Source organism: Thiocapsa rosea (assembly GCF_003634315.1).
Classification (GTDB): Bacteria; Pseudomonadota; Gammaproteobacteria; order Chromatiales; family Chromatiaceae; genus Thiocapsa; species Thiocapsa rosea.
In genome coordinates, this window is the sequence record NZ_RBXL01000001.1 from 2,540,614 (window position 1) to 2,564,925 (window position 24,312).

The following is a 24,312-nucleotide window of genomic DNA, read 5'->3' on the forward strand; positions in this document are numbered from 1 at the left end:
GTCTTACGCTGCCTGCAGCCGAGTCAGGATGTCCGGGGTCTGGTCGGCCAGGTTCTCCTCGGCCATCGGGTAGAGGATGCCTTCTTCCTTCGAGTTGTGCTGTTGGATCAGCAGATGGAGTGTTTCCAGGATCCCGAGACAGGCATCTGCATCCTGCGCGCCGACCGCCTCGCTGAACTCCTCGACGAGACTGCGCATCTGCCCGTGCTCCATGGTCATCATGCCGGTCGGCCCGGACGCCCAAGGGCTGACGGCGACCAGCTCGGGAAAGAGGATCTGTTCCTCCATGTCGAAATGGTCGATCAGGGCCTTGGAAAACTCCGTTGCCTGCTCGGCGAGTCGCGTCCAATTGCCGTTCGAGATCGCTCGCTCGCAGGCGGCAAGCAGATGGTCGCATCGCTGGTGGTCGTCGGTCATATAGGTGGCGATCGAGTCGGTCATGGCGAATCCTCCGGTTGACTGGCCCGGCATTCTCCCGGCATCGCGCGGGTCGTCCTTGACCTAGGTCAGATCCCATCGCACGCGATCGCGCGGGTAAGGCCCGCAAACCCGAGCGGCCCGCGCGGATTTGACCTGTGTCAAGGACGACAATGAGGTCGACTGTCAATCTTCATTGACACTCACCACAGGCCGGGGGCTCGACGCATGCGCATTCTCTTCATCCACCCAAACTACCACTCGGGCGGCGCCGAGATCGCCGGCAATTGGCCGCCGGCGTGGGTGGCCTATCTCACCGGTGCGCTCAAGACCGCGGGCTTCACCGAGGTGCGCTTCGTCGACGCCATGACCAACGATCTGTCCGAGGAGCAGGTCCGCGCCGCCATCGTCGCCTATCGCCCCGACATCGTCGGCTGCACGGCCATCACGCCCTCCATCTACAAGGCCCAGCGTCTGCTCGAGATCGTCAAGGAGGTCGACCCCAAGATCGTCACCGTCCTCGGCGGCGTGCATGCCACCTTCATGTACCAGCAGGTCCTCGGCGAGGCGCCCTGGATCGATGCCATCGTGCGCGGCGAGGGCGAGGAGATCGTCGTCGATCTGGTGCGCACCGTCGACGAAGGCCGCTGGCCCGAGGAGCGCGGCAAGGTCAAGGGTCTCGCCTACGCCGTCGACGGCAAGATCATCGCCACCCCGGCCGCCCCGACCGTGAAGGACCTGGACGCCATCACCCCCGACTGGGGCGTGCTGGAATGGGACAAGTACAACTACATTCCGCTCAACAAACGCGTCGCTATCCCGAACATGGCCCGCGGTTGTCCCTATACCTGTTCGTTTTGCTCCCAGTGGAAGTTCTGGCGCGACTACCGCATCCGGGATCCCAAGAAGGTGGTCGACGAGATCGAGACCCTGGTGCGCGACCACGATGTCGGTTTCTTCATCCTCGCCGACGAGGAGCCGACCATCAATCGCAAGAAGTTCATCGCCTTCTGCGAGGAGCTGATCGAGCGCGATCTCGGGATCCTCTGGGGCATCAACACCCGGGTCACCGACATCCTGCGCGACGAAGACGTGCTGCCGCTCTACCGCAAGGCCGGCCTGATCCATGTCTCGCTCGGCACCGAGGCCGCGGCCCAATTGAAGCTTGACCGTTTCAACAAGGAGACCACGGTCGCCGACAACAAACGAGCGATCGGCCTGCTGCGCGACGCCGGCATCCTCACCGAGGCGCAGTTCATCGTCGGACTCGAGAACGAGACCGCCGAGACGCTCGAAGAGACCTATCAGATGGCGCGCGACTGGAAACCGGACCTCGCCAACTGGGCCATGTACACCCCCTGGCCCTTCACGGATCTGTTCCGCGAGCTGGGCGACAAGGTCGAGATCTTCGACTACGAGAAGTACAACTTCGTCACGCCCATCATCAAGCCGGCCGCCATGGATCGCGCCGAGCTGCTCGACCGCGTGATGCACAACTATCGCCGTTTCTACATGCACAAGGCGCTCTTCTCCTATCCCTGGGCCGGCAGCGGCGAGCGGCGGCGTTATCTGCTCGGTTGTCTGAAGGCGTTTCTCAAGGCCGGTTTCGAGCGCAAGTTCTACGATCTGGGCAAGGTCAACTACTGGGGTCCGCAGTCCAAGAAGAAGGTCGACTTCCATTTCGACCCCAAACGTACCCGCGTCGCCGAGGGCGGCACCGACTGGAAGGCCAAGCACAGCCGCAAGATCAAGGGCGACGTCCAGGCCCAGATCATGGCCTGCGGCGGCGGCAAAGAGCAGCTCGATCAGGCGGAGATCGATGCCCTCACGGTCGCACCGCCGACGTTGCCCAAGACGGTCGGCAAGGCGTCGGTCAAGGTGATGATCGAGTAGGTGCGCTTCACTCTGCCTAGGGTTTAGAAACGTTGCCGCACGGCGGTGCGGGACCAAAGCCCTCGACGTCGGGCTTCGGGTCTCGGGCGGTCTCGGCAGAGCCGGCGGCGCAACACTATTCCCGCGCCGCCGGTACGATGGACAGCGGCTGCTCGGTGCCGTCGCGCTCGACCGTGACGGTCACGGGCTCCTCGGCCTTCAGCGCATTGAGCGCATAGGTGTAGTCGTAGATGTTCTCGATCCGGCGACCGGCGACCGACACGATCAGGTCGCCGGCACGCATGCCGCCGCGCTCGGCCGGTCCGTCCTTGGCGACCCCGTCGACCAGCACGCCCTTCAGGTCCGTCTTGTCGTAGGCCGGGATGGTGCCGAGATAGGCGCGGAGGTTGGCGCGGCTTGCGCCCGTGCTCGGTTTCTCCTGCGCAATATAGTCCGGGGCCGCCTCGCGGACCGCGACGGCCCCGGCGAGGAGACCGGCGAGACGGGCGACGCGGGTCAGACCCTCGTAGTTCAGCCGATCGGCCGTGTCGCGCGAGGTGTTGTAATCCTGGTGCACGCCGGTGACGAAGTTCAGGATCGGCACGCCGGCGAGATAGAAGGAGGTCGAGTCGGTCGGCAGATAGGCATCGTCCTGGACTTGGAGCGGCAGGCCGACGGGGACATTGCGCCGTTCGATTTCGCCGCGCCAGAGGCTGCTCGATCCGGCGCCTTGGATGCTGAGATGCGAATCCAGGCGACCGATCATGTCGAGGTTGAGATACGCCAGCACCTGCCCGCCGAGACCCGCATCGCCCGAGGTGCGTGCCTCGACGAACGCGGCCGAGCCGAGCCGGCCCATCTCCTCGCCGGTCCAGGCCGCGAAGATCAGGTCATGACGCAGATCGAGCGCACCGCGGGCCTTGCGGCTCGCCAGATCCTCGGCGATTTCGAGCAAGGCGGCCACGCCCGAGGCATTGTCGTCGGCGCCGGGATGGATGCGCCCCGGCATCTCGTCGCGCGAGTCGAGCCCCGTGCCGTCGCCGATGTGGTCGACATGGGCGCCGACGATCACGACCTGCTCGCTCGGCCGATCGCCCGCGAGCAGGCGCCCGAGGACGTTGCGATCGACCGATTCCTCGCGTTGCAGACGGATGTCGGCGGCCAGTCGAAGATTCGGCAGGACAAAACCCGACACGGCCTCGCCGCCGTCGAGCGCCTGCTGGACCGCGGCGAGATCCTTCCCCGCCGGGGCGAGCAACTGCTGTCCGACGGCATCCGTCACCGAGATGACCGGCAAACTGCCGGGCCCCGCGCCCGCCTCGTTCTCGAGCGCGACGAGCTGATCCTTGACCCGTGCGCTCGGGCCGCTGACCAGGATGAGGCCGCGCGCGCCCTGCTCGCGCGCGACCATCGCCTTGAAGCGCAGATCCGCGTATTCGCTCAGATGTTGACGACGCTCGGGCGAGACGTCCTCGGGCAGACCGCGAAAGGCCAGTACCCAGCGGCCGGAGACATCGAGATCCCGATAGCTGTCGTAGGCCGGCTGGCCCTCGGCGGCGGGCGCGACGATGCCGTAGCCCGCGAAAACGGTCTCGGCCGGCTCGACCGCCCCGCTGCCCGAAAAGGCAAGCGGCCGCCAATCCCGGTCGACCGCGAGCTCGGCGGCTGGGCCATCCGGGTCGGCGAGCGTCAGACGATTGCCTTCGGCAAGCGTGACGCCCGAGATGAACCCGTAGGGCTGGAACCAGGCGCCGTCATCGCCGGCGGGTCGGAGCCCGATGCGGGCCATCGCCTCCGCGACATAGGCGGTTGCGAGACGGCTGCCCTCGGTCCCCGTCATGCGGCCGGCCATGGGCTCGGCCGTGAGCGCGTCCACATGGGTTCGCAGATCCTCGGCGGCGATCTCGGCGCGGGTCGGAGCGGGCATCCTCATGCCGGATGCCGGGTCCGGCGATGTTGCGGCGTCCTCGGGCGTGTTCAGCCCGAGCAGGGTGCGCGCGGCGGCATCGTCCCAGTCCGCGATGAAGATCTGTGCCTGCTTGTCGGCAGTGCGGCTGCTCGCCCAGGCGAGCTGTTTGCCGTCGGGCGTGAAGACGGGCAGACCGTCGAAGCCGGGTGTGTCGGTCACGCGTACCGGGGGGCGTTGTCCGTCGCTGTCGACGATGTAGAGCTCGAAGTTGTCGTAGCCGTGCGCGTTGTTGGCGAAGACGATGTAGTCCCCGCTCGGGTGGAAGAAGGGCGCCCAGGACATGACGCCGAGCCGGGTGATCTGCCTTTGGTCGCTGCCGTCGGGCCGCATGGTCCAGATCTCGGCGACCTTGCCGGCCTCGTCGAAGCGCCGCCAGACGATACGGCTGCCGTCGGCGCTGAAGAAGGGGCCACCGTCGTAGCCGGGCGAGTCGGTGAGTCGGCGCACCTGGCCACCGTCGGCGTCCATGATGTAGATCTCCATGGAACGCGAGGCATCCTGCTCCAAGGCGGCGCGTGCGTCTTCGGAGAGATCGCCGGCATAGGCATGACGATTCGAGGCGAACACGATGGTCTTGCCGTCCGGCGACCAGGAGCCCTCGGCATCATAGCCCTCGGCGGTGGTGAGACGGCGCAGGAGGTTGCCCCGGGTGTCCGCCTCGTACATCTCGTAAGCCGGATCGAAGCTCCAGGAGTAGCGGCTGCCCTGTCCGGTGGCGCGCTTCTCCAACTCCTCGCGTTGCGCCGCCTCGGCGCCGGGATCCGCATGCGTGGAGGCATAAAGGACACGATCGCCCTGCGGATGAATCCAGGCACAGGTGGTCTTGCCGATACCGGTCGAGATGCGGCGCGTGTCGCCGGTCTCCAGGTCGAGCAAATAAATCTGGTAGAAGGGATTCCCGGCCTCGCGCTCGCTCTGGAAGACCATGAGGCGGCCATCGGCGCTGAAGTAGCCCTCGCCCGAGCGCCTGCCTTCGAAGATGAGCTGGCGGGGGTTCGACAGCAACCGCGCCTCGTGACCGGAGGACGCCTCGGCCATCGCGAGCGCGGGGCCGGAGACAAGTCCGGCCAGGGCAAGGGCGGTCGTGCAACGGAGCAATCGGGGCATGGGTCGGGCATCCTCGGGTGGTGTCGATGGGCCGCTCGAGCGGTCTTCGTGTCGGCAAGGGTAAGGGCGTCGGGCAGCGGTCACAAACCCTCGGACGCGAGCCGCAGTCACCGTGCATGCGTTGGATCGGTCGAGCACCGAGCAGGGAACCGATTTCGCCGATGCGTTGCATCTGGCCTCCTGCGGGTCCGCTGGCAGGCTACCAAGTCCGAAACGCGTACTTCATCAATCGGACCGGGGTCTCGATGCGGACTTTGTGGCCACTGCCGCCGAGGTGGGTCCGACCTCTCGGAAGGACGTAGGGAACGGAGCCCCAGCGACCAAGCTCACTGGCGCTGATGGAGCGCAGCGGAATCAGCGTCCGGTGCAGCGCCTTGTTGGGCAGATTTACCCGCAACAGTCAGGTGCACCACTAGCTTGAGTAGTTCGACTGGCGGTTTACCAAGTGTTTCCCTGATCTGGTCAATAAATGAAGTCCAGTCAACATCTTCGTCCTCCCGCGGGTGCGCGGAACGGTTGCGGACTTCTGGTATGGTCAATGCCGCGCCATCCGTTTTGAGTGGCTGTTCTAGAACGCGTGCGAGTTTTGCGACTCGGTCAGAAAAGTCTGGTGAGGCTCGATTCACCCGACTACGGATATTCTTGAATAGGTCCGTACATCGGTCCATCATGGGATCATTCCAGAACTTAGCGATGAAAACTAACTGTCCGAGCGTTGGTGAGTGCCCATTATCTGAGGAGCAAGACTGAAGCGTTTTGAATGTCATCAGGCGAGATTCAATCCGCTTGCGAGCCGTCTCAGACTCCGCTTGTGGTGTTTTCCATGCGGCCCTTTGGAAATGCTCCTTCCAAGGCGTGCAAATAGCTCTTGCAGTCTCACGTTCAACGACTTTACACAGGGCCAAGGCTACCGTGCTCCAAGTTGAAAGCACCTCTTGTTTGAGCAGATATTCAGTCGAAAATGCGTCCACCAATTCAGAGGAAGATTGCCGGTCAACCTTGGTCCACACCTCGGCTGTCAAATATTCGGACCAAAACCGTTCGCCGGCGATACGAATACGTGCGATGAGATGCGCTGACGGGTCATACTCTGGACCTTTGAAGTCCCGTCGAATTGCGGCGAGCCGCTCCTTTCGTTCCCCTAGTTCGCGTTCGACCAACGCTGCTTCGGCGGTGCGGCCGAGCCGCGTAAGGGACTTAGCTACGCTTGTTGCATGTTCGAAAAGCACATCATCTTCGTGTGCGGAAGTCGGCCTTGATCATCGGTTGGTCCAAAACCGCGTGTTTCGGTAGGCGATCAAGCATCCTGAAGGAGTGGCAGGAGCGCCGGGGAGGCGTACCCTTGGAAGTGCAAACTGACCGAGGGAAACGCCGTTGTCCGATGCTCCTGCCTGTGTCGACTCTAGTGCAGATCGACGCCCCACGCCAATCCACGATCGCTTGGATCGCGCCAAGCACCTGCATGCGGTGGCGCAAGCCCGGCAGGATGGGCAGAGTCAACGCGCGGCGGTCAGCGGCGCCGGCGTGGCGCGCAGCACCCTGCGTCACTGGAACGCGTCCCCTGCGCCATCGGCGCCGGCGGCGCTGTCGGCCTTCGTCGAGACGCCCGAGGGCGTGGTGTGGCTGCGCCGGATCCTGGTTGCCGCGCACTGGAGCATCGGCGAGCAGGGCGGCGCGGGCGTGCGCGTGGTCTGCGATTTTCTCGAGCGCAGTGGGCTGTCGGCATTCATCGGCGCCTCCTACGGTGCGCAGCAGGCGTTCCATGCCGGCTTGGAGGAGCAGATCGTCACCGCCGCCACCGAACTGCGCGGGACGCTGGCCCAAGCCATGCCCCATCGCACACTGAGCATCGCCGAAGATGAGACGTGGAAAGACGGCATGCGTTTGGTGGGCATCGATGCGGTCTCGAACTTCATCCTGCTCGAGCACAGGAGCGATGAGCGCTCGGCGGCGGCCTGGACACGGGCGCTCGAGGGTGGACTCGAGGGGCTGAATGTCACGGTGGTGCAAGGCACCAGCGATGAGGCCAAGGGGCTGTTGGCGCATGTCGAGCGTGATCTGGGCGCACACCATGCCACGGACCTGTTTCATCTGCAGCATGAGGTCAGCCAGGCGATGAGTCTGTCGCTGAAGCGCGCCGAGCAACAGGCCGAGACGGCGGAGACCGAGGCGAAGGCGCGCTGGCAAGACGAATGCGCCGCCGAGCAGGCCTATCATCGGCGCCGCCACGGCCCCGGGCGCCCGCCGGCGTTCGCCGCGCGCATCGACGAGGCGCTGAGCGCTTACGTCCAAGCCAGCCTTGCGCGCGAGCAGGCCCACGCGCACCGCGCCGAGGCCAAAGCCCTGATCGGTGCGTTCAGCGAGGTCGATCATCCCTACGAGATCCAACAGGGACAGGCGCAAACCCCCGAGCAGTTGGAGGCGCGTCTGGGAACGCTGTTTGCGCGCCTGGAGGCGATCGCCGAGGAAGCGGATCTTTCCGAGCGTCTCTGCGCACATCTGGCCAAGGCGAAGCGCCTGACTCAAAGCCTCGTCGCCACGCTGACCTTCTTCTTCATGATGGTCAACACCCGGGTGCAGGCGCTGGACCTGGCACCGGCCATCGAGCAGGCGATGCTCGACGATCTGATCCCGGCGCTTTATCTGGAGCGCGTCGCCGCACGCAGCACCCGCGCCGAGCCCCGTCATCGACTCCGAGCACTGAGTGCGCAGCGTCTCGCCCCGCTGAGGCAGCCCTCGCACCCGATCCAGTCGCTGGATCCGCAGACCCGTCACCATCTCGAGCAGGTCGCCGGGGAGTGTGCCGATCTGTTCCAGCGCAGCAGCTCCTGTGTCGAGGGACGCAACGGCTTCCTCGCGCTCTATCAGCACGGGCATCACCGACTCAGTCCGCGCAAGCAGCAGGTCTTGACCGCCCTGCACAACTTTGCGATCAAGCGGCCCGACGGCACCACGGCCGCCGAGCGCTTCTTCGCTCAACCCCACCCATCCTTGTTCGAGCAGGTGCTCGAGCGCATGCCCTGGCCCGCCCGACCGGCCCGACGACGACCGCGCCCGGCAAGGCAGCCTTACCTCGTTCCTGTGGCGGCTTAGCAACAGTGGACCAATCGATGATCAAGGCCGCGGAAGTCTCTCCCCCCATGTAATGGAAGAGAAAGAAATCTAGCCCCCGCATTTCATACAGCCGAACGATAAACGAGGGACCAAATGGGAACGGAAGCACTTCCACATGAAAATCTTCATAGTTGAGCAGATGCTGAATGATTCCATCGTCCTCTCTGGTTCTACTGGCAATAGCCAATAGGAGATCACACTTGGCACGCGCCCAGTCCTTGTAGCCCTCAAGCGGGTTTACTCCCTCGAATCGCTGAAAGTACGCCCATTGCAGGGTACCGATCCAATACGCTTCGTCTTGGGAAAGAAAAAGCCGGATCCTGTCTTTATCTCCACTGACAAGAGCGCGGCGAATATCGGCCAAAATGTCATTCCGGATCGCCAGATCGTTTGCAGGGCGACCATAGCGATCAAGAACGGGCTTGATTACATCAGCTAGTTGAACTATCGGAATGCCGCTGATTTCTTCCATTTAAGTCTCGATGTCTCATCTATCGCTGCCCAACGCCAAGGTTAAGCGGCCCCGCTGGCACAACCTTGCAGAAAAAGCTCCGTCGCGTCTGCGGGGTCCGCGCTTTAACCGCTTGTTATAACTTTATTTTCCATACTGGATAGAATTCAAACCCTTTAGTTGTTTGCCATCCGATTCTTAAAGGAAATTTGATTTCTGTTATCAGTTTTTCTACGTAACTTTGATCAGATGCTAAGGGGGTTTGATCAAGAATGATCATCCATTCTTTGTTTGTATTTCTGCCAGGATAATAATTATATTCTAGGAGTTGTCCTAGAGCTTCGCGAATTGCTTTTGTGGTCCCAATTCCATAAACAACTTTCAATTCTGCTATATAGCTTACGTTGTTAACTTCAAATAATACATCTATGAAATTTTCTTCCTGCTTGACTGGTATTCCTTTCTTGTTTAGCCACTGGCAAAAATCGTTAGACAGTTTATTGTGCTTTGGTATTATTAATTTAAGTTTGGCAGCAGTCTCTCTATAGTAACCATCCTCAGCCAAGGCTGATCTAATACTTTGGCTTACAGGGATGTTGGTTGATGATGAGGGAAAGCTGTCAACATAAGTAAAAGATTTGAATCTATGATTTGATGGCTTGTCTATCAATATCGGCTGTGCAAAATACTCAACATCAGAAATGGGGCTCTTGACCCTGATGAATGGCGTCTTAAATGCATCAGTTACTTCTTTAAGTGCTGCTTTTTTTGTTTTGAAGCGGTTAGTTGCAGACAGCAATTCATCGGCTCTGCGATCAAATACTCCGTCTTTGTCAAACAACTTAATTATTTGAGGATAATCGCTATCTGCGATTAAGCAAGCATTATGATGAACACCAAGGAAAAGCCATTGGTGTTGTTCTTGGTGGCGGGCGAAAAAGCCAATATTAAATTTCCCTTGATGCTCGTCAAGTATCTTTTTTTGAGGGATAAGGTAGGTATAAGGAAAAACAAACTTATTCCATGTATCAGAAAGCTGAAAATTCCATTCTTCATGTCCAAATCCATTCTCTCCAGGAAATCCGCTCTCACTCGTAGAGCCAGATGGAAGCTGCCATCCTCTAGTATTCCAGCAAACCCTTTGCAGAATGTTTAGCATGGTTTTACCTGTGATTTATAACGTATGGCTAAGGCGACCCAAACCGCGCAAGCCCAACAGCCTTAAAAAACCTCAAAGCTTGATGCGCGGTTTGGGGTCGCCTTGAGACTTTTGTTATGCCCGAACGAATAGTGCGTGATACAATTCATCGATCGTTCCGTATGTTTCAAAGTCGCCTTTGGTTACGATGCGAATCGCCGGTCTTTCGGTTTTTCTCCCTTCTGCGTTCGCCTTGGTATGTTTCGCGATCTTGAGCTTCTCGATACTCGGGAGTGGGTCTCCAGGAGCCGATCCGAAAAACAAAAACGGTCCAAGTCGCAAAGTGGTTTCGTCAAAGTAGACCCACACCACGCAGCCTGAAGGCTTACTCGCAAGCCCAACATGGATTTTCTGACTCGGCGTTGTCGCGCCAACCTTGGCTGCTTTTAGTTGAATATGCCGGACTACGCCGTTCTCCTCGGCAATCACGTCATAGCCTTGACTATCAACCTCTGGTTTGGCGATCTCCAAAGTACACCGTCCGCTCGCCCACGATATCTTTAGCAGCTCACCAAGAAGAAGATGCTGGCCTTGATCATCGATTGGTCCACTGTTGCTAAGCCGCCACAGGAACGAGGTAAGGCTGCCTTGCCGGGCGCGGTCGTCGTCGGGCCGGTCGGGCGGGCCAGGGCATGCGCTCGAGCACCTGCTCGAACAAGGATGGGTGGGGTTGAGCGAAGAAGCGCTCGGCGGCCGTGGTGCCGTCGGGCCGCTTGATCGCAAAGTTGTGCAGGGCGGTCAAGACCTGCTGCTTGCGCGGACTGAGTCGGTGATGCCCGTGCTGATAGAGCGCGAGGAAGCCGTTGCGTCCCTCGACACAGGAGCTGCTGCGCTGGAACAGATCGGCACACTCCCCGGCGACCTGCTCGAGATGGTGACGGGTCTGCGGATCCAGCGACTGGATCGGGTGCGAGGGCTGCCTCAGCGGGGCGAGACGCTGCGCACTCAGTGCTCGGAGTCGATGACGGGGCTCGGCGCGGGTGCTGCGTGCGGCGACGCGCTCCAGATAAAGCGCCGGGATCAGATCGTCGAGCATCGCCTGCTCGATGGCCGGTGCCAGGTCCAGCGCCTGCACCCGGGTGTTGACCATCATGAAGAAGAAGGTCAGCGTGGCGACGAGGCTTTGAGTCAGGCGCTTCGCCTTGGCCAGATGTGCGCAGAGACGCTCGGAAAGATCCGCTTCCTCGGCGATCGCCTCCAGGCGCGCAAACAGCGTTCCCAGACGCGCCTCCAACTGCTCGGGGGTTTGCGCCTGTCCCTGTTGGATCTCGTAGGGATGATCGACCTCGCTGAACGCACCGATCAGGGCTTTGGCCTCGGCGCGGTGCGCGTGGGCCTGCTCGCGCGCAAGGCTGGCTTGGACGTAAGCGCTCAGCGCCTCGTCGATGCGCGCGGCGAACGCCGGCGGGCGCCCGGGGCCGTGGCGGCGCCGATGATAGGCCTGCTCGGCGGCGCATTCGTCTTGCCAGCGCGCCTTCGCCTCGGTCTCCGCCGTCTCGGCCTGTTGCTCGGCGCGCTTCAGCGACAGACTCATCGCCTGGCTGACCTCATGCTGCAGATGAAACAGGTCCGTGGCATGGTGTGCGCCCAGATCACGCTCGACATGCGCCAACAGCCCCTTGGCCTCATCGCTGGTGCCTTGCACCACCGTGACATTCAGCCCCTCGAGTCCACCCTCGAGCGCCCGTGTCCAGGCCGCCGCCGAGCGCTCATCGCTCCTGTGCTCGAGCAGGATGAAGTTCGAGACCGCATCGATGCCCACCAAACGCATGCCGTCTTTCCACGTCTCATCTTCGGCGATGCTCAGTGTGCGATGGGGCATGGCTTGGGCCAGCGTCCCGCGCAGTTCGGTGGCGGCGGTGACGATCTGCTCCTCCAAGCCGGCATGGAACGCCTGCTGCGCACCGTAGGAGGCGCCGATGAATGCCGACAGCCCACTGCGCTCGAGAAAATCGCAGACCACGCGCACGCCCGCGCCGCCCTGCTCGCCGATGCTCCAGTGCGCGGCAACCAGGATCCGGCGCAGCCACACCACGCCCTCGGGCGTCTCGACGAAGGCCGACAGCGCCGCCGGCGCCGATGGCGCAGGGGACGCGTTCCAGTGACGCAGGGTGCTGCGCGCCACGCCGGCGCCGCTGACCGCCGCGCGTTGACTCTGCCCATCCTGCTGGGCTTGCGCCACCGCATGCAGGTGCTTGGCGCGATCCAAGCGATCGTGGATTGGCGTGGGGCGTCGATCTGCACTAGAGTCGACACAGGCAGGAGCATCGGACAACGGCGTTTCCCTCGGTCAGTTTGCACTTCCAAGGGTACGCCTCCCCGGCGCTCCTGCCACTCCTTCAGGATGCTTGATCGCCTACCGAAACACGCGGTTTTGGACCAACCGATGATCAAGGCCAAGATGCTCGATAAGCTTTTCTCTGAATGTGGAGTTCAGGAAATGCTGTTCCATTGCCATTTTTTGAGCATAACGTTGGAGCTAAGCGGAATCAGCCGAGCGGTAGCGAGGCTGATTTCCGCTTTAGCGACCCGCTGGTTTCGAGGTCTGTCAGGCCGCTCCAATGGCTGCATACCGGTTTGCGGCGCCCAAGAGCAGCGGAGAAAGCTCTTTCCGTTCAGAGAGCCAAAAACATTTCAGTATCAACTTCGTTATACTGAAATGTTTTTGGCTCTCTGAATAGCACAGATCTTGAGATTTGTCAGCTTCCTTCGATTTCGCCGCAATAAACGCTCGCGCATTGCTCCATGCCTATCACGTTCCGTGAAACCAGCGTTGGAGCTAAGCGGAATCAGCCGAGCGGTAGCGAGGCTGATTTCCGCTTTAGCGACCCGCTGGTTTCGAGGTCTGTCAGGCCGCTCCAATGGCTGCATACCGGTTTGCGGCGCCCAAGAGCAGCGGAGAAAGCTCTTTCCGTTCAGAGAGCCAAAAACATTTCAGTATCAACTTCGTTATACTGAAATGTTTTTGGCTCTCTGAATAGCACAGATCTTGAGATTTGTCAGCTTCCTTCGATTTCGCCGCAATAAACGCTCGCGCATTGCTCCATGCCTATCACGTTCCGTGAAACCAGCGTGTTCTAGGTTGCATGCATCGTCTCGTGTACTAGACTGCATGCAGTCTAGCGCAAAGGTACCCTAAGAATGCCACAAGTCAACACCGCCAAGCCACGCCGTGAGGACGGTTCGCCGTCGAACTGGGATCATTACCCGGATCTCCTGATCCCGCGTCAGGTTCCGGCGAAGTCCCGTCAATGGTGCGTCCGACGGGCCGAGGATTTCCTGAAGGACCTGAAACCGGCGAGCTTGTCGGTGCCGACGGCGGACCAGATCACGGATTGCCTGGGACGCACGTCCAGCCGTTTGGACCTGGTCGAGTGGCAGGTGAGTCGGACTGTCGATGCCTTGCGCTTGTTGTTGGTTGACCTGTCCCATGTGCCCGCCGGCAAAGGAGTCGATTGGGACTATTGGTGGAATGGGTAGCAGACCCGCCGCCCGAGCATGGGAAGGTCTCGCGGACAATGGTCGTGAGGTCCGAGGACGGCTCTTTCCCAGTCCAAAGGCATATCACAGGTCGTGCGGGATGCCGGCCTCAGTCGCGAAAGCCTGTGCAAAAAGCATTGAGCGACGTTCGCGGAGCCCAAGAACCGACGAGGCCGAGACGACCCGCAGGTCGCCCGGCCTCGAACCCGAGCGCGAATTCGCCCGACCGATTACCTGGGGGTCACGCCATCGACCGTGACCTCGACCCGGCGGTTCGGCTGAAAACACTCGATGAGCGCTCCTCTGTTCGGGGAGCCGGCGCAATCAGCCTCGGTGACCTTCAGGTTGGTCTTGCCGAAGCCCTGGGCACGAATCCGGTCGCTCGGGACGCCATCGGAAACGAGTTGATTCGCGACCGAGTTGGCGCGTCGCTCCGACAGATCCTGGTTGAAGGGAACCGAGCCGATCGGGTCGGTATGGCCGTCGACCTGAACACCGGTGTAATTCACCGTATCCAGCTCCCGGCCTTGATCATCGATTGGTCCACTGTTGCTAAGCCGCCACAGGAACGAGGTAAGGCTGCCTTGCCGGGCGCGGTCGTCGTCGGGCCGGTCGGGCGGGCCAGGGCATGCGCTCGAGCACCTGCTCGAACAAGGATGGGTGGGGTTGAGCGAAGAAGCGCTCGGCGGCCGTGGTGCCGTCGGGCCGCTTGATCGCAAAGTTGTGCAGGGCGGTCAAGACCTGCTGCTTGCGCGGACTGAGTCGGTGATGCCCGTGCTGATAGAGCGCGAGGAAGCCGTTGCGTCCCTCGACACAGGAGCTGCTGCGCTGGAACAGATCGGCACACTCCCCGGCGACCTGCTCGAGATGGTGACGGGTCTGCGGATCCAGCGACTGGATCGGGTGCGAGGGCTGCCTCAGCGGGGCGAGACGCTGCGCACTCAGTGCTCGGAGTCGATGACGGGGCTCGGCGCGGGTGCTGCGTGCGGCGACGCGCTCCAGATAAAGCGCCGGGATCAGATCGTCGAGCATCGCCTGCTCGATGGCCGGTGCCAGGTCCAGCGCCTGCACCCGGGTGTTGACCATCATGAAGAAGAAGGTCAGCGTGGCGACGAGGCTTTGAGTCAGGCGCTTCGCCTTGGCCAGATGTGCGCAGAGACGCTCGGAAAGATCCGCTTCCTCGGCGATCGCCTCCAGGCGCGCAAACAGCGTTCCCAGACGCGCCTCCAACTGCTCGGGGGTTTGCGCCTGTCCCTGTTGGATCTCGTAGGGATGATCGACCTCGCTGAACGCACCGATCAGGGCTTTGGCCTCGGCGCGGTGCGCGTGGGCCTGCTCGCGCGCAAGGCTGGCTTGGACGTAAGCGCTCAGCGCCTCGTCGATGCGCGCGGCGAACGCCGGCGGGCGCCCGGGGCCGTGGCGGCGCCGATGATAGGCCTGCTCGGCGGCGCATTCGTCTTGCCAGCGCGCCTTCGCCTCGGTCTCCGCCGTCTCGGCCTGTTGCTCGGCGCGCTTCAGCGACAGACTCATCGCCTGGCTGACCTCATGCTGCAGATGAAACAGGTCCGTGGCATGGTGTGCGCCCAGATCACGCTCGACATGCGCCAACAGCCCCTTGGCCTCATCGCTGGTGCCTTGCACCACCGTGACATTCAGCCCCTCGAGTCCACCCTCGAGCGCCCGTGTCCAGGCCGCCGCCGAGCGCTCATCGCTCCTGTGCTCGAGCAGGATGAAGTTCGAGACCGCATCGATGCCCACCAAACGCATGCCGTCTTTCCACGTCTCATCTTCGGCGATGCTCAGTGTGCGATGGGGCATGGCTTGGGCCAGCGTCCCGCGCAGTTCGGTGGCGGCGGTGACGATCTGCTCCTCCAAGCCGGCATGGAACGCCTGCTGCGCACCGTAGGAGGCGCCGATGAATGCCGACAGCCCACTGCGCTCGAGAAAATCGCAGACCACGCGCACGCCCGCGCCGCCCTGCTCGCCGATGCTCCAGTGCGCGGCAACCAGGATCCGGCGCAGCCACACCACGCCCTCGGGCGTCTCGACGAAGGCCGACAGCGCCGCCGGCGCCGATGGCGCAGGGGACGCGTTCCAGTGACGCAGGGTGCTGCGCGCCACGCCGGCGCCGCTGACCGCCGCGCGTTGACTCTGCCCATCCTGCTGGGCTTGCGCCACCGCATGCAGGTGCTTGGCGCGATCCAAGCGATCGTGGATTGGCGTGGGGCGTCGATCTGCACTAGAGTCGACACAGGCAGGAGCATCGGACAACGGCGTTTCCCTCGGTCAGTTTGCACTTCCAAGGGTACGCCTCCCCGGCGCTCCTGCCACTCCTTCAGGATGCTTGATCGCCTACCGAAACACGCGGTTTTGGACCAACCGATGATCAAGGCCCAGCTCCCGCGCCAGGTTGTCGACATTGCTGACGCCGGTCGGGGACAGGGTATCCTTGTTGAATCCGAACAGCGCATCGGCCGACAGATCGTACTTACGCGTTACCGGCTTGGCCGTCCCCCGGTACCGATCGCGATGGAGACGCCCGCGGTCACGATCCAGTCGCCGAAGTCGGACTCGTTCCTGATGTCGGCGGAGTTGTCGTCATAGCGGTAGCGCCCGTCGACACGAAGCGAGACGTACTCGCTGACGGGAACCAGGACACCCGCACCGGCCCCGGCCATGAAGCTGAGCTTGCTGCTGGCGTTCTCGCATCCGCCGACGGTGTTTGCCTCGGTTCGATCACAGCTGAAATCATCGCTGATGACACCGAGACCGCCGAGCAGAAACGGCTGGACTTTACCGCGGTTGAAAAAGAACAGGCCATCGATGGCGAGGTCCCCAACCTCGAAGTCTCCCGTGCCCTGGTATCCGCGCGTACGCTCCGCGTTGGCGAGCTCGTTGAGCTCGCTTTCGCTGAGCTCCTGCAGATTCTCGCTGACCAGCTTGGTGAAGGTTCCGCGCAGCTCCAGGTTGAACCATTCGTTGATGGGCTTACCGACAGAGAGTCCATACCCGACGCCATCGTCTGTCCCCCGGCCCTGATCGGCCCAGGTGTAAGCGGCGAATGGGGCGATGTACCAACGGTCATCAAAGCTTGGAAGGACCTGGTCCGTTCTATATTCCATATCCCTGGGCGGTTACGACGATCGGGCTTGCGACCAGCACGGCCGAGAGCGCGGCGAGTGATAGGGTCTTCATGCAATATCTCCCCCTGGAAAGATACCGACAAGTACAAAGGTGCTCGGCCGGCCCATGCGCCGATGACTTGATCGATCGCGCGGCTTCATCACCTTCGGTCAACCTACAAGTGCGAAAATAGCACATGTCTCGCATTTGCAAAGGGCAACGCCGGCATTCGCGACTCCCGAACGGCTCTCGAGCTGAAACAACTTAAAGCATCAATGGCTTAATCCGACGAGCGGTAGCTTTTTGGTGTCAAATAACCCCGCCAAAATTCGCCTCATCAGCAGCGGAAAACGGTCCGCATTGTTGCGGATCGCCCAAGATTCGGCAGTCGGTGGAGTTGCGTTGTCGCCTAAGTGGTCTCGCCCGACATCCCTGTGATACGACGCCCATATCGGCGTCCGTTTGGGATCGAGAGGACGAGCGTCGCGCCAGGCACCCAAGATCCGATCCCCGACTTTTTCGTCGACCGAGCGGCGGCAGCTACAGCCACTGCGCCAGCTCGACGACCAGGCCTTCGGGTCCGGCCACGAACACCAGCTTGCGGTCGTGGAACTCCATGACCCGGTTGCGCAGCTGCACTCCGGCGGCGGTGAGCCGCGCGACTTCGGCATCCAGATCCTCGACTGCGAAGCAGATGTGGTTGAAGCCCAGTCGGCACAGATCGCCGGCCTGCGGATCGCTGCGGGCGGCGGGATGTCTGTAGGTGAGCAGCTGCATCTCGAAGCGCGGCGAGGCATTGGCCAGGACCAGCGTGCGGTGCTCGGCTTCGATGCCGGGCACACCCATGTAGTCGGCGAAGGTCTGGCCGGCGATGACGACCGACTTGACCTCCTTGAAGCCCAGCAGTGCGAAGAATTGCAGCGCGGCGATCGGGTCGTGCACGGCAACGGTGACGTGATCGGGATGCGTGACCATGATTCCTCCTGCGGTTGCGTGGGTGGGGTTCAGCGCGGCGGCAAGGTTCGGGGCTTGCCCTCAAGGTCCATCGCGACATGGGTCAGGTTCGCCTCGGTGATTTTCACGACCTTCGGGTCGGCGGGGTTGAGGGGTGTCAGGGTCTCCGCTTAGCTGCCCCCGAGGCCCGTAACCGGACGCTCGCGTATCGCCAGGTAGTCGGCGACCGGGATTGCCGGTCGAGCTAGCCCTTGCGACGCGTCGTCCTATGCGCCTTGATCTTGTCCGCCACCAGACCGATCAAGACGCCGCCGGCGCCGATCAACATCCAGAGCGGGAGCCCGATCCCGCCTCCCAGAGCCACGATACCGGCGCCCCCGTTCTCGGCCGCGACAAAGGTGGCAATGACTGCGCCCACGCCAAGTCGGAATGTCCAGGAGCGCGCGTCCCAGACGATATGCTTCAAGGCCAGAGCCAATACCTTCAGGAGTGGCCACGCGGCCTTGCGATCGCGGGTTAGCGCCAGCATGGCAGCCGCCTTCTTGAAGCCGCGCAAGGTTCCGTAACGAATCTCTCCCAGTCCGCGGGACCAACTCAGAAGCCGTTGTTGCTCGGCCGGGGGAAGACGCAGCACGGCTTGTACGATGGCGGGTTGAGCCGCGGTTTCTTGCACTTCGGACACTGATCTCTCCTTATCAAGGCGCTGAGTCCGGCCGGACGATCGAGGTGCCGCCGTCACGGGCTCACATCTACGCAGATTCTATTCCGATTGCCCTCGCCGTGTCCGCTTCCGGACGCTCGGACCAATCGCTCGCGATTCTTGATGAGAATCAAGGTTCCTCGACAACGGCGGCGCTAGCGTCGGGACTGACAAAGCCGATCCGACCCCGGACACTCACCGATGAATATCTCAGGAATCCTGGTCGTCGTCCCACCCGCCCGAATCGAAGACGCGACGCTCGCGCTCAACGCGCTCCCCGGTGTGGAGGTCCATCACACCGAGCCTGCGACCGGGCGGATCGTGGTCGTGCAGGAGGCCGAAACGGTCGACCAGGAGGTCGCCGCGCTCTGCCGCATCAAGGCGTTGTCCGGCGTGATGCTGGCCGAGATGGTCTACCACGTCTTCGACGAGACGCCGCCCGAATGGGATGCGATCCCCGCGGAGATGGCCGAATCCTAGGCCACAACCTCACCCGACCCGTGCGGGTGAGCGCTCGAAAAATACAACGAGACCGAGGAGGAATCATGGAGCTCAGCCGCCGCAACTTTCTGAAATCGGGCGTCGCCGCCGCGACAGCCATGGCCGTCGGAATCCCCGTGAGCCGCGTCGCCAGCGTGGCGGCGGCCGAGACCGAGCAGGACTGGCGATGGGATAAAGGCGTCTGCCGCTTCTGCGGCGTGGGCTGCGGGATCATGATCGCCACCCGAGACGGCAAGATCGTCGCGACCAAGGGCGATCCCGACGCCCCGGTCAATCGAGGTCTGAACTGTGTGAAGGGCTATTTCAACAGCAAGATCCTCTACGGCAAAGACCGCCTGACTCAGCCCTTGATGCGGATGACCGACGGCCGATTCGACAAGAAGGGCAAGTTCACCCCGGTCACCTGGGATCAGGCCTTCGACGAGATGGCGAGCCAGTTCAAGAAGGCATACGAAGAAAAAGGGCCGACCGGAATCGGCGTCATCGGCTCGGGTCAATGGCTGATCCAGGAAGGCTACGCCATGACCAAACTGATGAAGGCCGGGTTTCGCAGCAACAACATCGATCCCAATGCGCGCAATTGCATGGCATCCGCAGTGGCTGCATTCATGCAGGTCTTCGGCATCGACGAGCCGCCCGGCAATTACGACGACATCGAATACACGGATACGGCCGTCGCCTGGGGCGCGAATATGGCCGAGGCCCATCCGGTCCTCTGGCAACGCGTGATCGACCGGCGCCTCAGCCACCCCGAGATGAAGATCGTCAATATCACGACCCTGCGGAACATGACCTCCGAGGGGTCCGATCTCGAGATCATCATCAAGCCGAATACCGACACGGCGCTGCTGAATTACCTGGCGCGCGAGATCATTCACCGCGATGCGGTCAATCAAGCCTTCGTCGACGCGCACTGTGTCTTCTGCGCCGGCCCGACCGATATCGGTTACGGGATGCGTGCGACGGACAAGTTCGCCTTCGAGGCCGAGAAGGATATCCAGGCCCGCGAGATCGAGGTGACCTTGACTCGGGACGAGGCGATCGGGCTCGGGCTTGATCCCGAGCAGGTTCATAAGGTCAAGCAGGACAACGCGGCCACGGCCGACCGACACTGGCTGGTCGGCTTCGAGGACTTCAAGGCCGGGGTCGAGCCCTACACCCTGGATTTTGTCGCGGAGCTGGCCAAAGGCGACGCCGAAGAGTCCTTGGATGCCTTCAAGACCAAGCTCGTAAGGCTGTCGGATCTCTACGCCGACCCGAATCGAAAAATGGTCAGCTTCTGGACCATGGGCTTCAATCAACATGTGCGCGGGACCTGGGTCAACGAGCAGATCTACAGCGTGCATCTGCTTCTGGGGAAGATCGCCGAGCCCGGAAACAGCCCCTTCTCCCTGACCGGCCAGCCCTCAGCCTGCGGGACCGCGCGCGAGGTCGGCACCTTCAGCCACCGTCTGCCGGCCGACATGGTCGTCAACATCCCCAAGCATCGGGACATCACCGAGCAGACCTGGAAGTTGCCTCCCAAGACGCTCAACCCGAAGCCCGGGAGCCACATCACCAAGATCATGCGTGATCTGGAAGACGGCTCCATGTCGTGGGTTTGGGTGCAGGTCAATAATCCCTTCCAGCATGTCGCCAATGCCAACCATTGGCTGAAGGCGGCACGCGAGCAGGACAACTTCATTGTTGTCTCCGATGCCTATCCGAGCATCTCGGCCAAGGTGGCCGATCTGATCCTGCCGGTGGCCATGATCTTCGAGAAATGGGGCGGCTACGGGAACGCCGAGCGTCGTACCCAGGTCTGGCGCGAGCAGGTGGCGCCGCCGGGTGACGCACGCAGCGACCTTTGGCAGATTCTGGAATTTTCCAAACACATCACCCTGGCGGAGGTCTGGAAGGAGCAGTCGATTCCCGGTCTCAAGGACGAGGGATTCGAGGACGGGAAGCTCCCGGACGTGATGGCGGCTGCGCAGGAGATGGGCTACCAACCCGAGATGACCCTCTACGAGGCGCTCTTCGAGACACCGGAAAACAAGGCGTTCGCCTGGCCCGATCCGGTCGCCAAGGGGCACGACAATCACACGGTCAAGCATCTCGGTGTCGATTGGTTTGTCGAGAAGGCGCTATTTGAAGAATACGCCGCCTTCGGGCGCGGTCATCACCACGATCTGGCGCCTTTCGATGTCTATTATCAAGACGACGTTCGCGGCCTGCGGTGGCCGGTCGTCGACGGCAAAGAGACGCCGTGGCGCTTCAACGCCAAATACGATCCCTATGTCAAGAACGGCGAGATCGAGTTCTACGGCGGTGCCATGAAGGAATTGGTGACCGGCAATTTGACGGGGCCAACCACCGAGGAGAAAACCAAATTCCCAGGCAAGGCGAAGATCTTCTTCCGGCCTTATGCCGCACCGGTGGAATCGCCCGACGGGAACTACGACCTCTGGCTCTGCACCGGGCGGCTGCTCGAGCACTGGCATACCGGAACCATGACGCGACGTGTTCCCGAGCTGCACCGGGCCATGCCGGCCGCGGTCCTGGATATGAACGAGAAGGATGCCGAGGAGCGCGGTCTCAAACGTCAGGATGCGGTCTGGATCGAATCGCGCCGCGGCAAGATCAAGGCGGTGATCGAGACGACGGGCCGTAATCGTCCGCCGCGCGGCTATAGCTTCATGGCCTTTTTCGACGAGTCGGTGTTCGTCAATAAGCTCTGCATTGACGCCACCTGTCCGATCTCCAAGGAGGAGGATTTCAAAAAGACCGCCATCAAGATCTACAAGGTGTAAAGCGCCCTCATCGGCATCATCGACAGTGCTCGGATGTGTCGCATGCATCCGAGCGAGCCGAGTGCTTTCATCACGTCCGGCGACACAACGATCATGACCACGCGGCGCGGTTTCATACAGAAGAGCATCCAAGGCGCGGCCGTCGCCACCAGCGGCGGCATGCTCTGGTCGTATCTCGTCATTCAGAACGCCCGCGCCGAGCCATTGGCTCTGCGCCCGCCCGGTGCGCTCCCGGATGCGGACTTCAATGCGCTCTGCATCAAATGCGGACGTTGCGTCGTCGCCTGTCCCTACGACACCTTGACCCTGGCCGCATTGGCCGACCGTGCCCCGCTGGGCACGCCCTATTTCGAGCCGCGGCAGATCCCCTGCTACCTGTGTCACGACATCCCATGCAAGGTCGCCTGTCCGACGGGTGCGCTTTCCCCGGCACTGGAGGATGTCATGGACTCGCGGATGGGTCTCGCCATTATCGACACCGAGCATTGTCTCTCCTGGCAGGGCCTGCGTTGCGAGATCTGTTATCGGGTCTGCCCGCTTCGGGACACGGCGATTCGCGTCGAAACACGACGGCGTGAATTGAGCAAGCACGCGATGCTCCTGCCCATGGTCCTAAGCGAGGGCTGCACGGGTTGCGGCATCTGCGAGAATGCCTGTCCGACCGAGATTGCTGCTATCAAGGTGCTCCCCTCCGAGTTGATTCAAGGCAAGATCGGGGATCATTTCAGGATGGGCTGGAAACAAGCAGACGGCGCGACGCCCGGCTTGGGACCAGGCGACACTTGGCAGGGACAACTGGATTCCGCACCGGCGCAGGGTCAGGCGCCTGGGTTGGATTATCTGAATGAGCCGGAGTATTAGATGCCGAGAAATCGACAACCAACGCCGGCCTCGCTCGTCACTGCGGCGATCGTGGCGCGTGGCGCAGAGCGCCACGGGGCATGCGTGACACCGCAGAGCGGGTGTCACGAGCGACTGAAGGGCCGGCGCAGGGCTCGGTGGACTGTGCTCGCGCTCGTCCACTCAACCGGCCGATCCGTCGAACAATACGGTAAAACGCGTTACCCGATTCGCCGAGGCGCGCTTACTCGTGACACCGCTCCGGCGGTGTCACGCATCTCCCGGCGCTCCGCGCCACGTCTCGGTTCGGCAACCCGATGAATAACTCAACGTCGACTCGACTCTGGAACTGGCGCTATTTGATCCTGCGGCGGGTCGTTCAGATCGGGGTCTTGTTGCTGTTCTTCGGTACGCTGCACTGGGGCTGGTCCTTGTTCGGTCTCCCCTTGTTGAGCGGAAACCTCAGCGCGTCGGAGGTCCTCGGCGAGGTGACGCTCGCCGATCCCTTCGCGACGCTTCAGATCCTGCTGACCGGACACGTCCTTCAGTCCGAGGTGCTCTTTGGCGCTGCGCTCGTCCTGGGCGTTTTCCTGGTCTTGGGCGGCAGGGTCTGGTGCTCCTGGGTCTGTCCGGTGAATCCGGTCACCGATTTTGCGGGCTTTCTGCATCGCAAGACCTGGCGCAAGAACCTCTTCGGGATTCCCCGTCACCTGCGTTACGCGGTGCTGGCACTCGCACTTCTCCTGTCGGTGTTGATCGGGCTGCCGGCATTCGAATGGGTGAGCCCGATCGGGGCCATGCACCGCGAGATCATCTTTGGTTTGGGTTTGGGTTTGGGCTGGACCGCATTGGTCGGGCTCTTTTTATTCGATTGGTTGGTTGTCAAGCAAGGTTGGTGCGGCCACCTCTGTCCACTCGGCGCCTTTTATTCATTGGTCGGGCGTCATACGGCCCAGATCAGGGTCAAGTTCGATCAATCCACCTGCACCGGCTGCGGGGCCTGCCAAGCGATTTGCCCGGAGCCTCAGGTCTTGAACCTCAAACGTCTGGTACAGGATGGCCAGGTCCTGTCGGGTGAATGCACCAATTGCGCGCGTTGTATCCCGATCTGCCCGGAGAAGAGCTTGGCATTCGGGTGGCGTCTGCAGAAACCGGATTCCGGCTCGGTCCCGGTGCATCCTAAGCTCATAATGAAGGAGGATAACCCATGATCATGCTTCCCCGTTTCCTCGCGGTCGTCGTCGGGGTTGTGATGGCCGGCGGCTTTGCGCTTGGACAAGATCTGTCCTGGATCGACGAAGATCTTGCCGGGACCGTCTTCGATTCCCCCGACCCGGTGAGCTTCGACTACCTTTCGATCGATCCCGAGGATGCCGACTCGACCCTGCCGACGGCGTTCGAGGATGCGCCGCCCTTGATCCCGCACAGCATCGAGGAGTCCGGCCTGATTACGCTGAGGAGCAACAAGTGTCTGAAATGTCATCACGACCAGGATCTCTGGGATCAGGAAAAGGACGCGGCCGAGCCATCCCCGATGCCGGAAAGTCACTACGTGAGCCTGCGCAGAGATCCGGAAACGATCGAGAAAAAGATCATCGGGGCACGCTATTTCTGTACCCAGTGCCACGTCCCGCAGACAGAGGTCAATTTGCTGGTTGGAAATGATTTCGACGCCCCGTGACCGCGCCCCTGTGTGCTTCGCCGATGGGGCGCATCCCGACCCGACGCGCTAAACTGACGGGACATTCATCCGCGTGCGCACCGGTTGCGCTCGCGGACGATGACTGCACACTGTCC

At 61.9% G+C, this 24,312-nt stretch carries 20 protein-coding genes; 9 read left to right on the top strand and 11 right to left on the bottom strand.

Going from position 1 to position 24,312, the window contains the following annotated elements; all coding sequences use genetic code 11:
- Positions 1-3 precede the first annotated feature (3 nt).
- On the bottom strand, positions 4-441 hold the full coding sequence (locus tag BDD21_RS11215; protein ID WP_120797250.1) for a hemerythrin domain-containing protein: 438 nt from the start codon (positions 439-441) through the stop codon (positions 4-6).
- Positions 442-645: 204 nt separating this feature from the next.
- Between BDD21_RS11215 and bchE the strand changes: the two genes are divergently transcribed.
- Entirely contained in the window at positions 646-2,310 is a 1,665-nt protein-coding gene (gene bchE, locus BDD21_RS11220) for a magnesium-protoporphyrin IX monomethyl ester anaerobic oxidative cyclase (RefSeq protein WP_120797251.1), read from the top strand.
- 115 nt (positions 2,311-2,425) lie between these two features.
- Here bchE and BDD21_RS11225 read toward each other — a convergent pair whose 3' ends face one another.
- Together BDD21_RS11225 and BDD21_RS27430 are read right to left on the bottom strand one after the other, a co-directional pair.
- On the bottom strand, positions 2,426-5,365 hold the full coding sequence (locus tag BDD21_RS11225; RefSeq protein ID WP_120797252.1) for a M28 family peptidase: 2,940 nt from the start codon (positions 5,363-5,365) through the stop codon (positions 2,426-2,428).
- Between the two features lie 326 nt (positions 5,366-5,691).
- Positions 5,692-6,525: a hypothetical protein gene (locus BDD21_RS27430; protein WP_147431056.1), complete on the bottom strand. Its 834-nt coding sequence runs from the start codon at positions 6,523-6,525 to the stop codon at positions 5,692-5,694.
- Positions 6,526-6,805: 280 nt separating this feature from the next.
- Between BDD21_RS27430 and BDD21_RS11235 the strand changes: the two genes are divergently transcribed.
- Positions 6,806-8,458, top strand: a complete 1,653-nt coding sequence (locus BDD21_RS11235) for a DUF6399 domain-containing protein (protein ID WP_120797254.1) — start codon at positions 6,806-6,808, stop codon at positions 8,456-8,458.
- A 608-nt stretch (positions 8,459-9,066) separates the two neighbouring features.
- Here BDD21_RS11235 and BDD21_RS27435 read toward each other — a convergent pair.
- The 3 genes from BDD21_RS27435 to BDD21_RS11250 all read right to left on the bottom strand — a co-directional run bounded on the left by BDD21_RS27435 (position 9,067) and on the right by BDD21_RS11250 (position 12,337).
- Positions 9,067-10,089, bottom strand: a complete 1,023-nt coding sequence (locus BDD21_RS27435; protein WP_147431058.1) for a hypothetical protein — start codon at positions 10,087-10,089, stop codon at positions 9,067-9,069.
- Positions 10,090-10,203: 114 nt separating this feature from the next.
- On the bottom strand, positions 10,204-10,599 hold the full coding sequence (locus BDD21_RS11245) for a hypothetical protein (protein ID WP_211335033.1): 396 nt from the start codon (positions 10,597-10,599) through the stop codon (positions 10,204-10,206).
- Positions 10,600-10,684: 85 nt separating this feature from the next.
- Positions 10,685-12,337, bottom strand: coding sequence for a DUF6399 domain-containing protein (locus tag BDD21_RS11250; RefSeq protein WP_120795595.1), 1,653 nt, complete (start codon positions 12,335-12,337; stop codon positions 10,685-10,687).
- A 177-nt stretch (positions 12,338-12,514) separates the two neighbouring features.
- On the opposite strand from BDD21_RS11250, the gene BDD21_RS27440 reads away from it, so the two are divergent.
- Together BDD21_RS27440 and BDD21_RS11255 are read left to right on the top strand one after the other, a co-directional pair.
- Positions 12,515-12,805: a hypothetical protein gene (locus tag BDD21_RS27440; protein ID WP_147431059.1), complete on the top strand. Its 291-nt coding sequence runs from the start codon at positions 12,515-12,517 to the stop codon at positions 12,803-12,805.
- A gap of 464 nt (positions 12,806-13,269) precedes the next feature.
- Positions 13,270-13,608, top strand: a complete 339-nt coding sequence (locus BDD21_RS11255) for a hypothetical protein (protein WP_120797256.1) — start codon at positions 13,270-13,272, stop codon at positions 13,606-13,608.
- Between the two features lie 230 nt (positions 13,609-13,838).
- Here BDD21_RS11255 and BDD21_RS27795 read toward each other — a convergent pair whose 3' ends face one another.
- The 5 genes from BDD21_RS27795 to BDD21_RS11280 form a co-directional block, all read right to left on the bottom strand.
- A complete protein-coding gene (locus BDD21_RS27795) occupies positions 13,839-14,117 on the bottom strand; it encodes an OmpA family protein (RefSeq protein WP_170164738.1) in 279 nt (92 codons plus the stop codon).
- A 43-nt stretch (positions 14,118-14,160) separates the two neighbouring features.
- Entirely contained in the window at positions 14,161-15,813 is a 1,653-nt protein-coding gene (locus BDD21_RS27800) for a DUF6399 domain-containing protein (RefSeq protein ID WP_120795595.1), read from the bottom strand.
- Positions 15,814-16,103: 290 nt separating this feature from the next.
- Positions 16,104-16,730, bottom strand: a complete 627-nt coding sequence (locus BDD21_RS11265) for an outer membrane beta-barrel protein (RefSeq protein WP_120797258.1) — start codon at positions 16,728-16,730, stop codon at positions 16,104-16,106.
- 541 nt (positions 16,731-17,271) lie between these two features.
- On the bottom strand, positions 17,272-17,706 hold the full coding sequence (locus tag BDD21_RS11270) for a VOC family protein (RefSeq protein ID WP_120797259.1): 435 nt from the start codon (positions 17,704-17,706) through the stop codon (positions 17,272-17,274).
- 223 nt (positions 17,707-17,929) lie between these two features.
- Positions 17,930-18,367, bottom strand: coding sequence for a hypothetical protein (locus BDD21_RS11280; protein WP_120797260.1), 438 nt, complete (start codon positions 18,365-18,367; stop codon positions 17,930-17,932).
- A 219-nt stretch (positions 18,368-18,586) separates the two neighbouring features.
- Here BDD21_RS11280 and BDD21_RS11285 point away from each other — a divergent pair, with 219 nt between their 5' ends.
- The 5 genes from BDD21_RS11285 to BDD21_RS11305 all read left to right on the top strand — a co-directional run bounded on the left by BDD21_RS11285 (position 18,587) and on the right by BDD21_RS11305 (position 24,196).
- Positions 18,587-18,865, top strand: coding sequence for a chaperone NapD (locus tag BDD21_RS11285; protein ID WP_120797261.1), 279 nt, complete (start codon positions 18,587-18,589; stop codon positions 18,863-18,865).
- 65 nt (positions 18,866-18,930) lie between these two features.
- Positions 18,931-21,675: a nitrate reductase catalytic subunit NapA gene (gene napA / locus BDD21_RS11290; protein WP_120797262.1), complete on the top strand. Its 2,745-nt coding sequence runs from the start codon at positions 18,931-18,933 to the stop codon at positions 21,673-21,675.
- A 42-nt stretch (positions 21,676-21,717) separates the two neighbouring features.
- Positions 21,718-22,536: a ferredoxin-type protein NapG gene (gene napG / locus BDD21_RS11295; RefSeq protein ID WP_245969534.1), complete on the top strand. Its 819-nt coding sequence runs from the start codon at positions 21,718-21,720 to the stop codon at positions 22,534-22,536.
- A 296-nt stretch (positions 22,537-22,832) separates the two neighbouring features.
- Complete coding sequence (gene napH / locus BDD21_RS11300; RefSeq protein ID WP_120797263.1) at positions 22,833-23,726, top strand: quinol dehydrogenase ferredoxin subunit NapH; 894 nt, start codon at positions 22,833-22,835, stop codon at positions 23,724-23,726.
- A complete protein-coding gene (locus BDD21_RS11305) occupies positions 23,723-24,196 on the top strand; it encodes a nitrate reductase cytochrome c-type subunit (protein WP_120797264.1) in 474 nt (157 codons plus the stop codon). The genes napH and BDD21_RS11305 overlap by 4 nt, the downstream gene beginning before the upstream one ends.
- Positions 24,197-24,312: the final 116 nt, after the last annotated feature.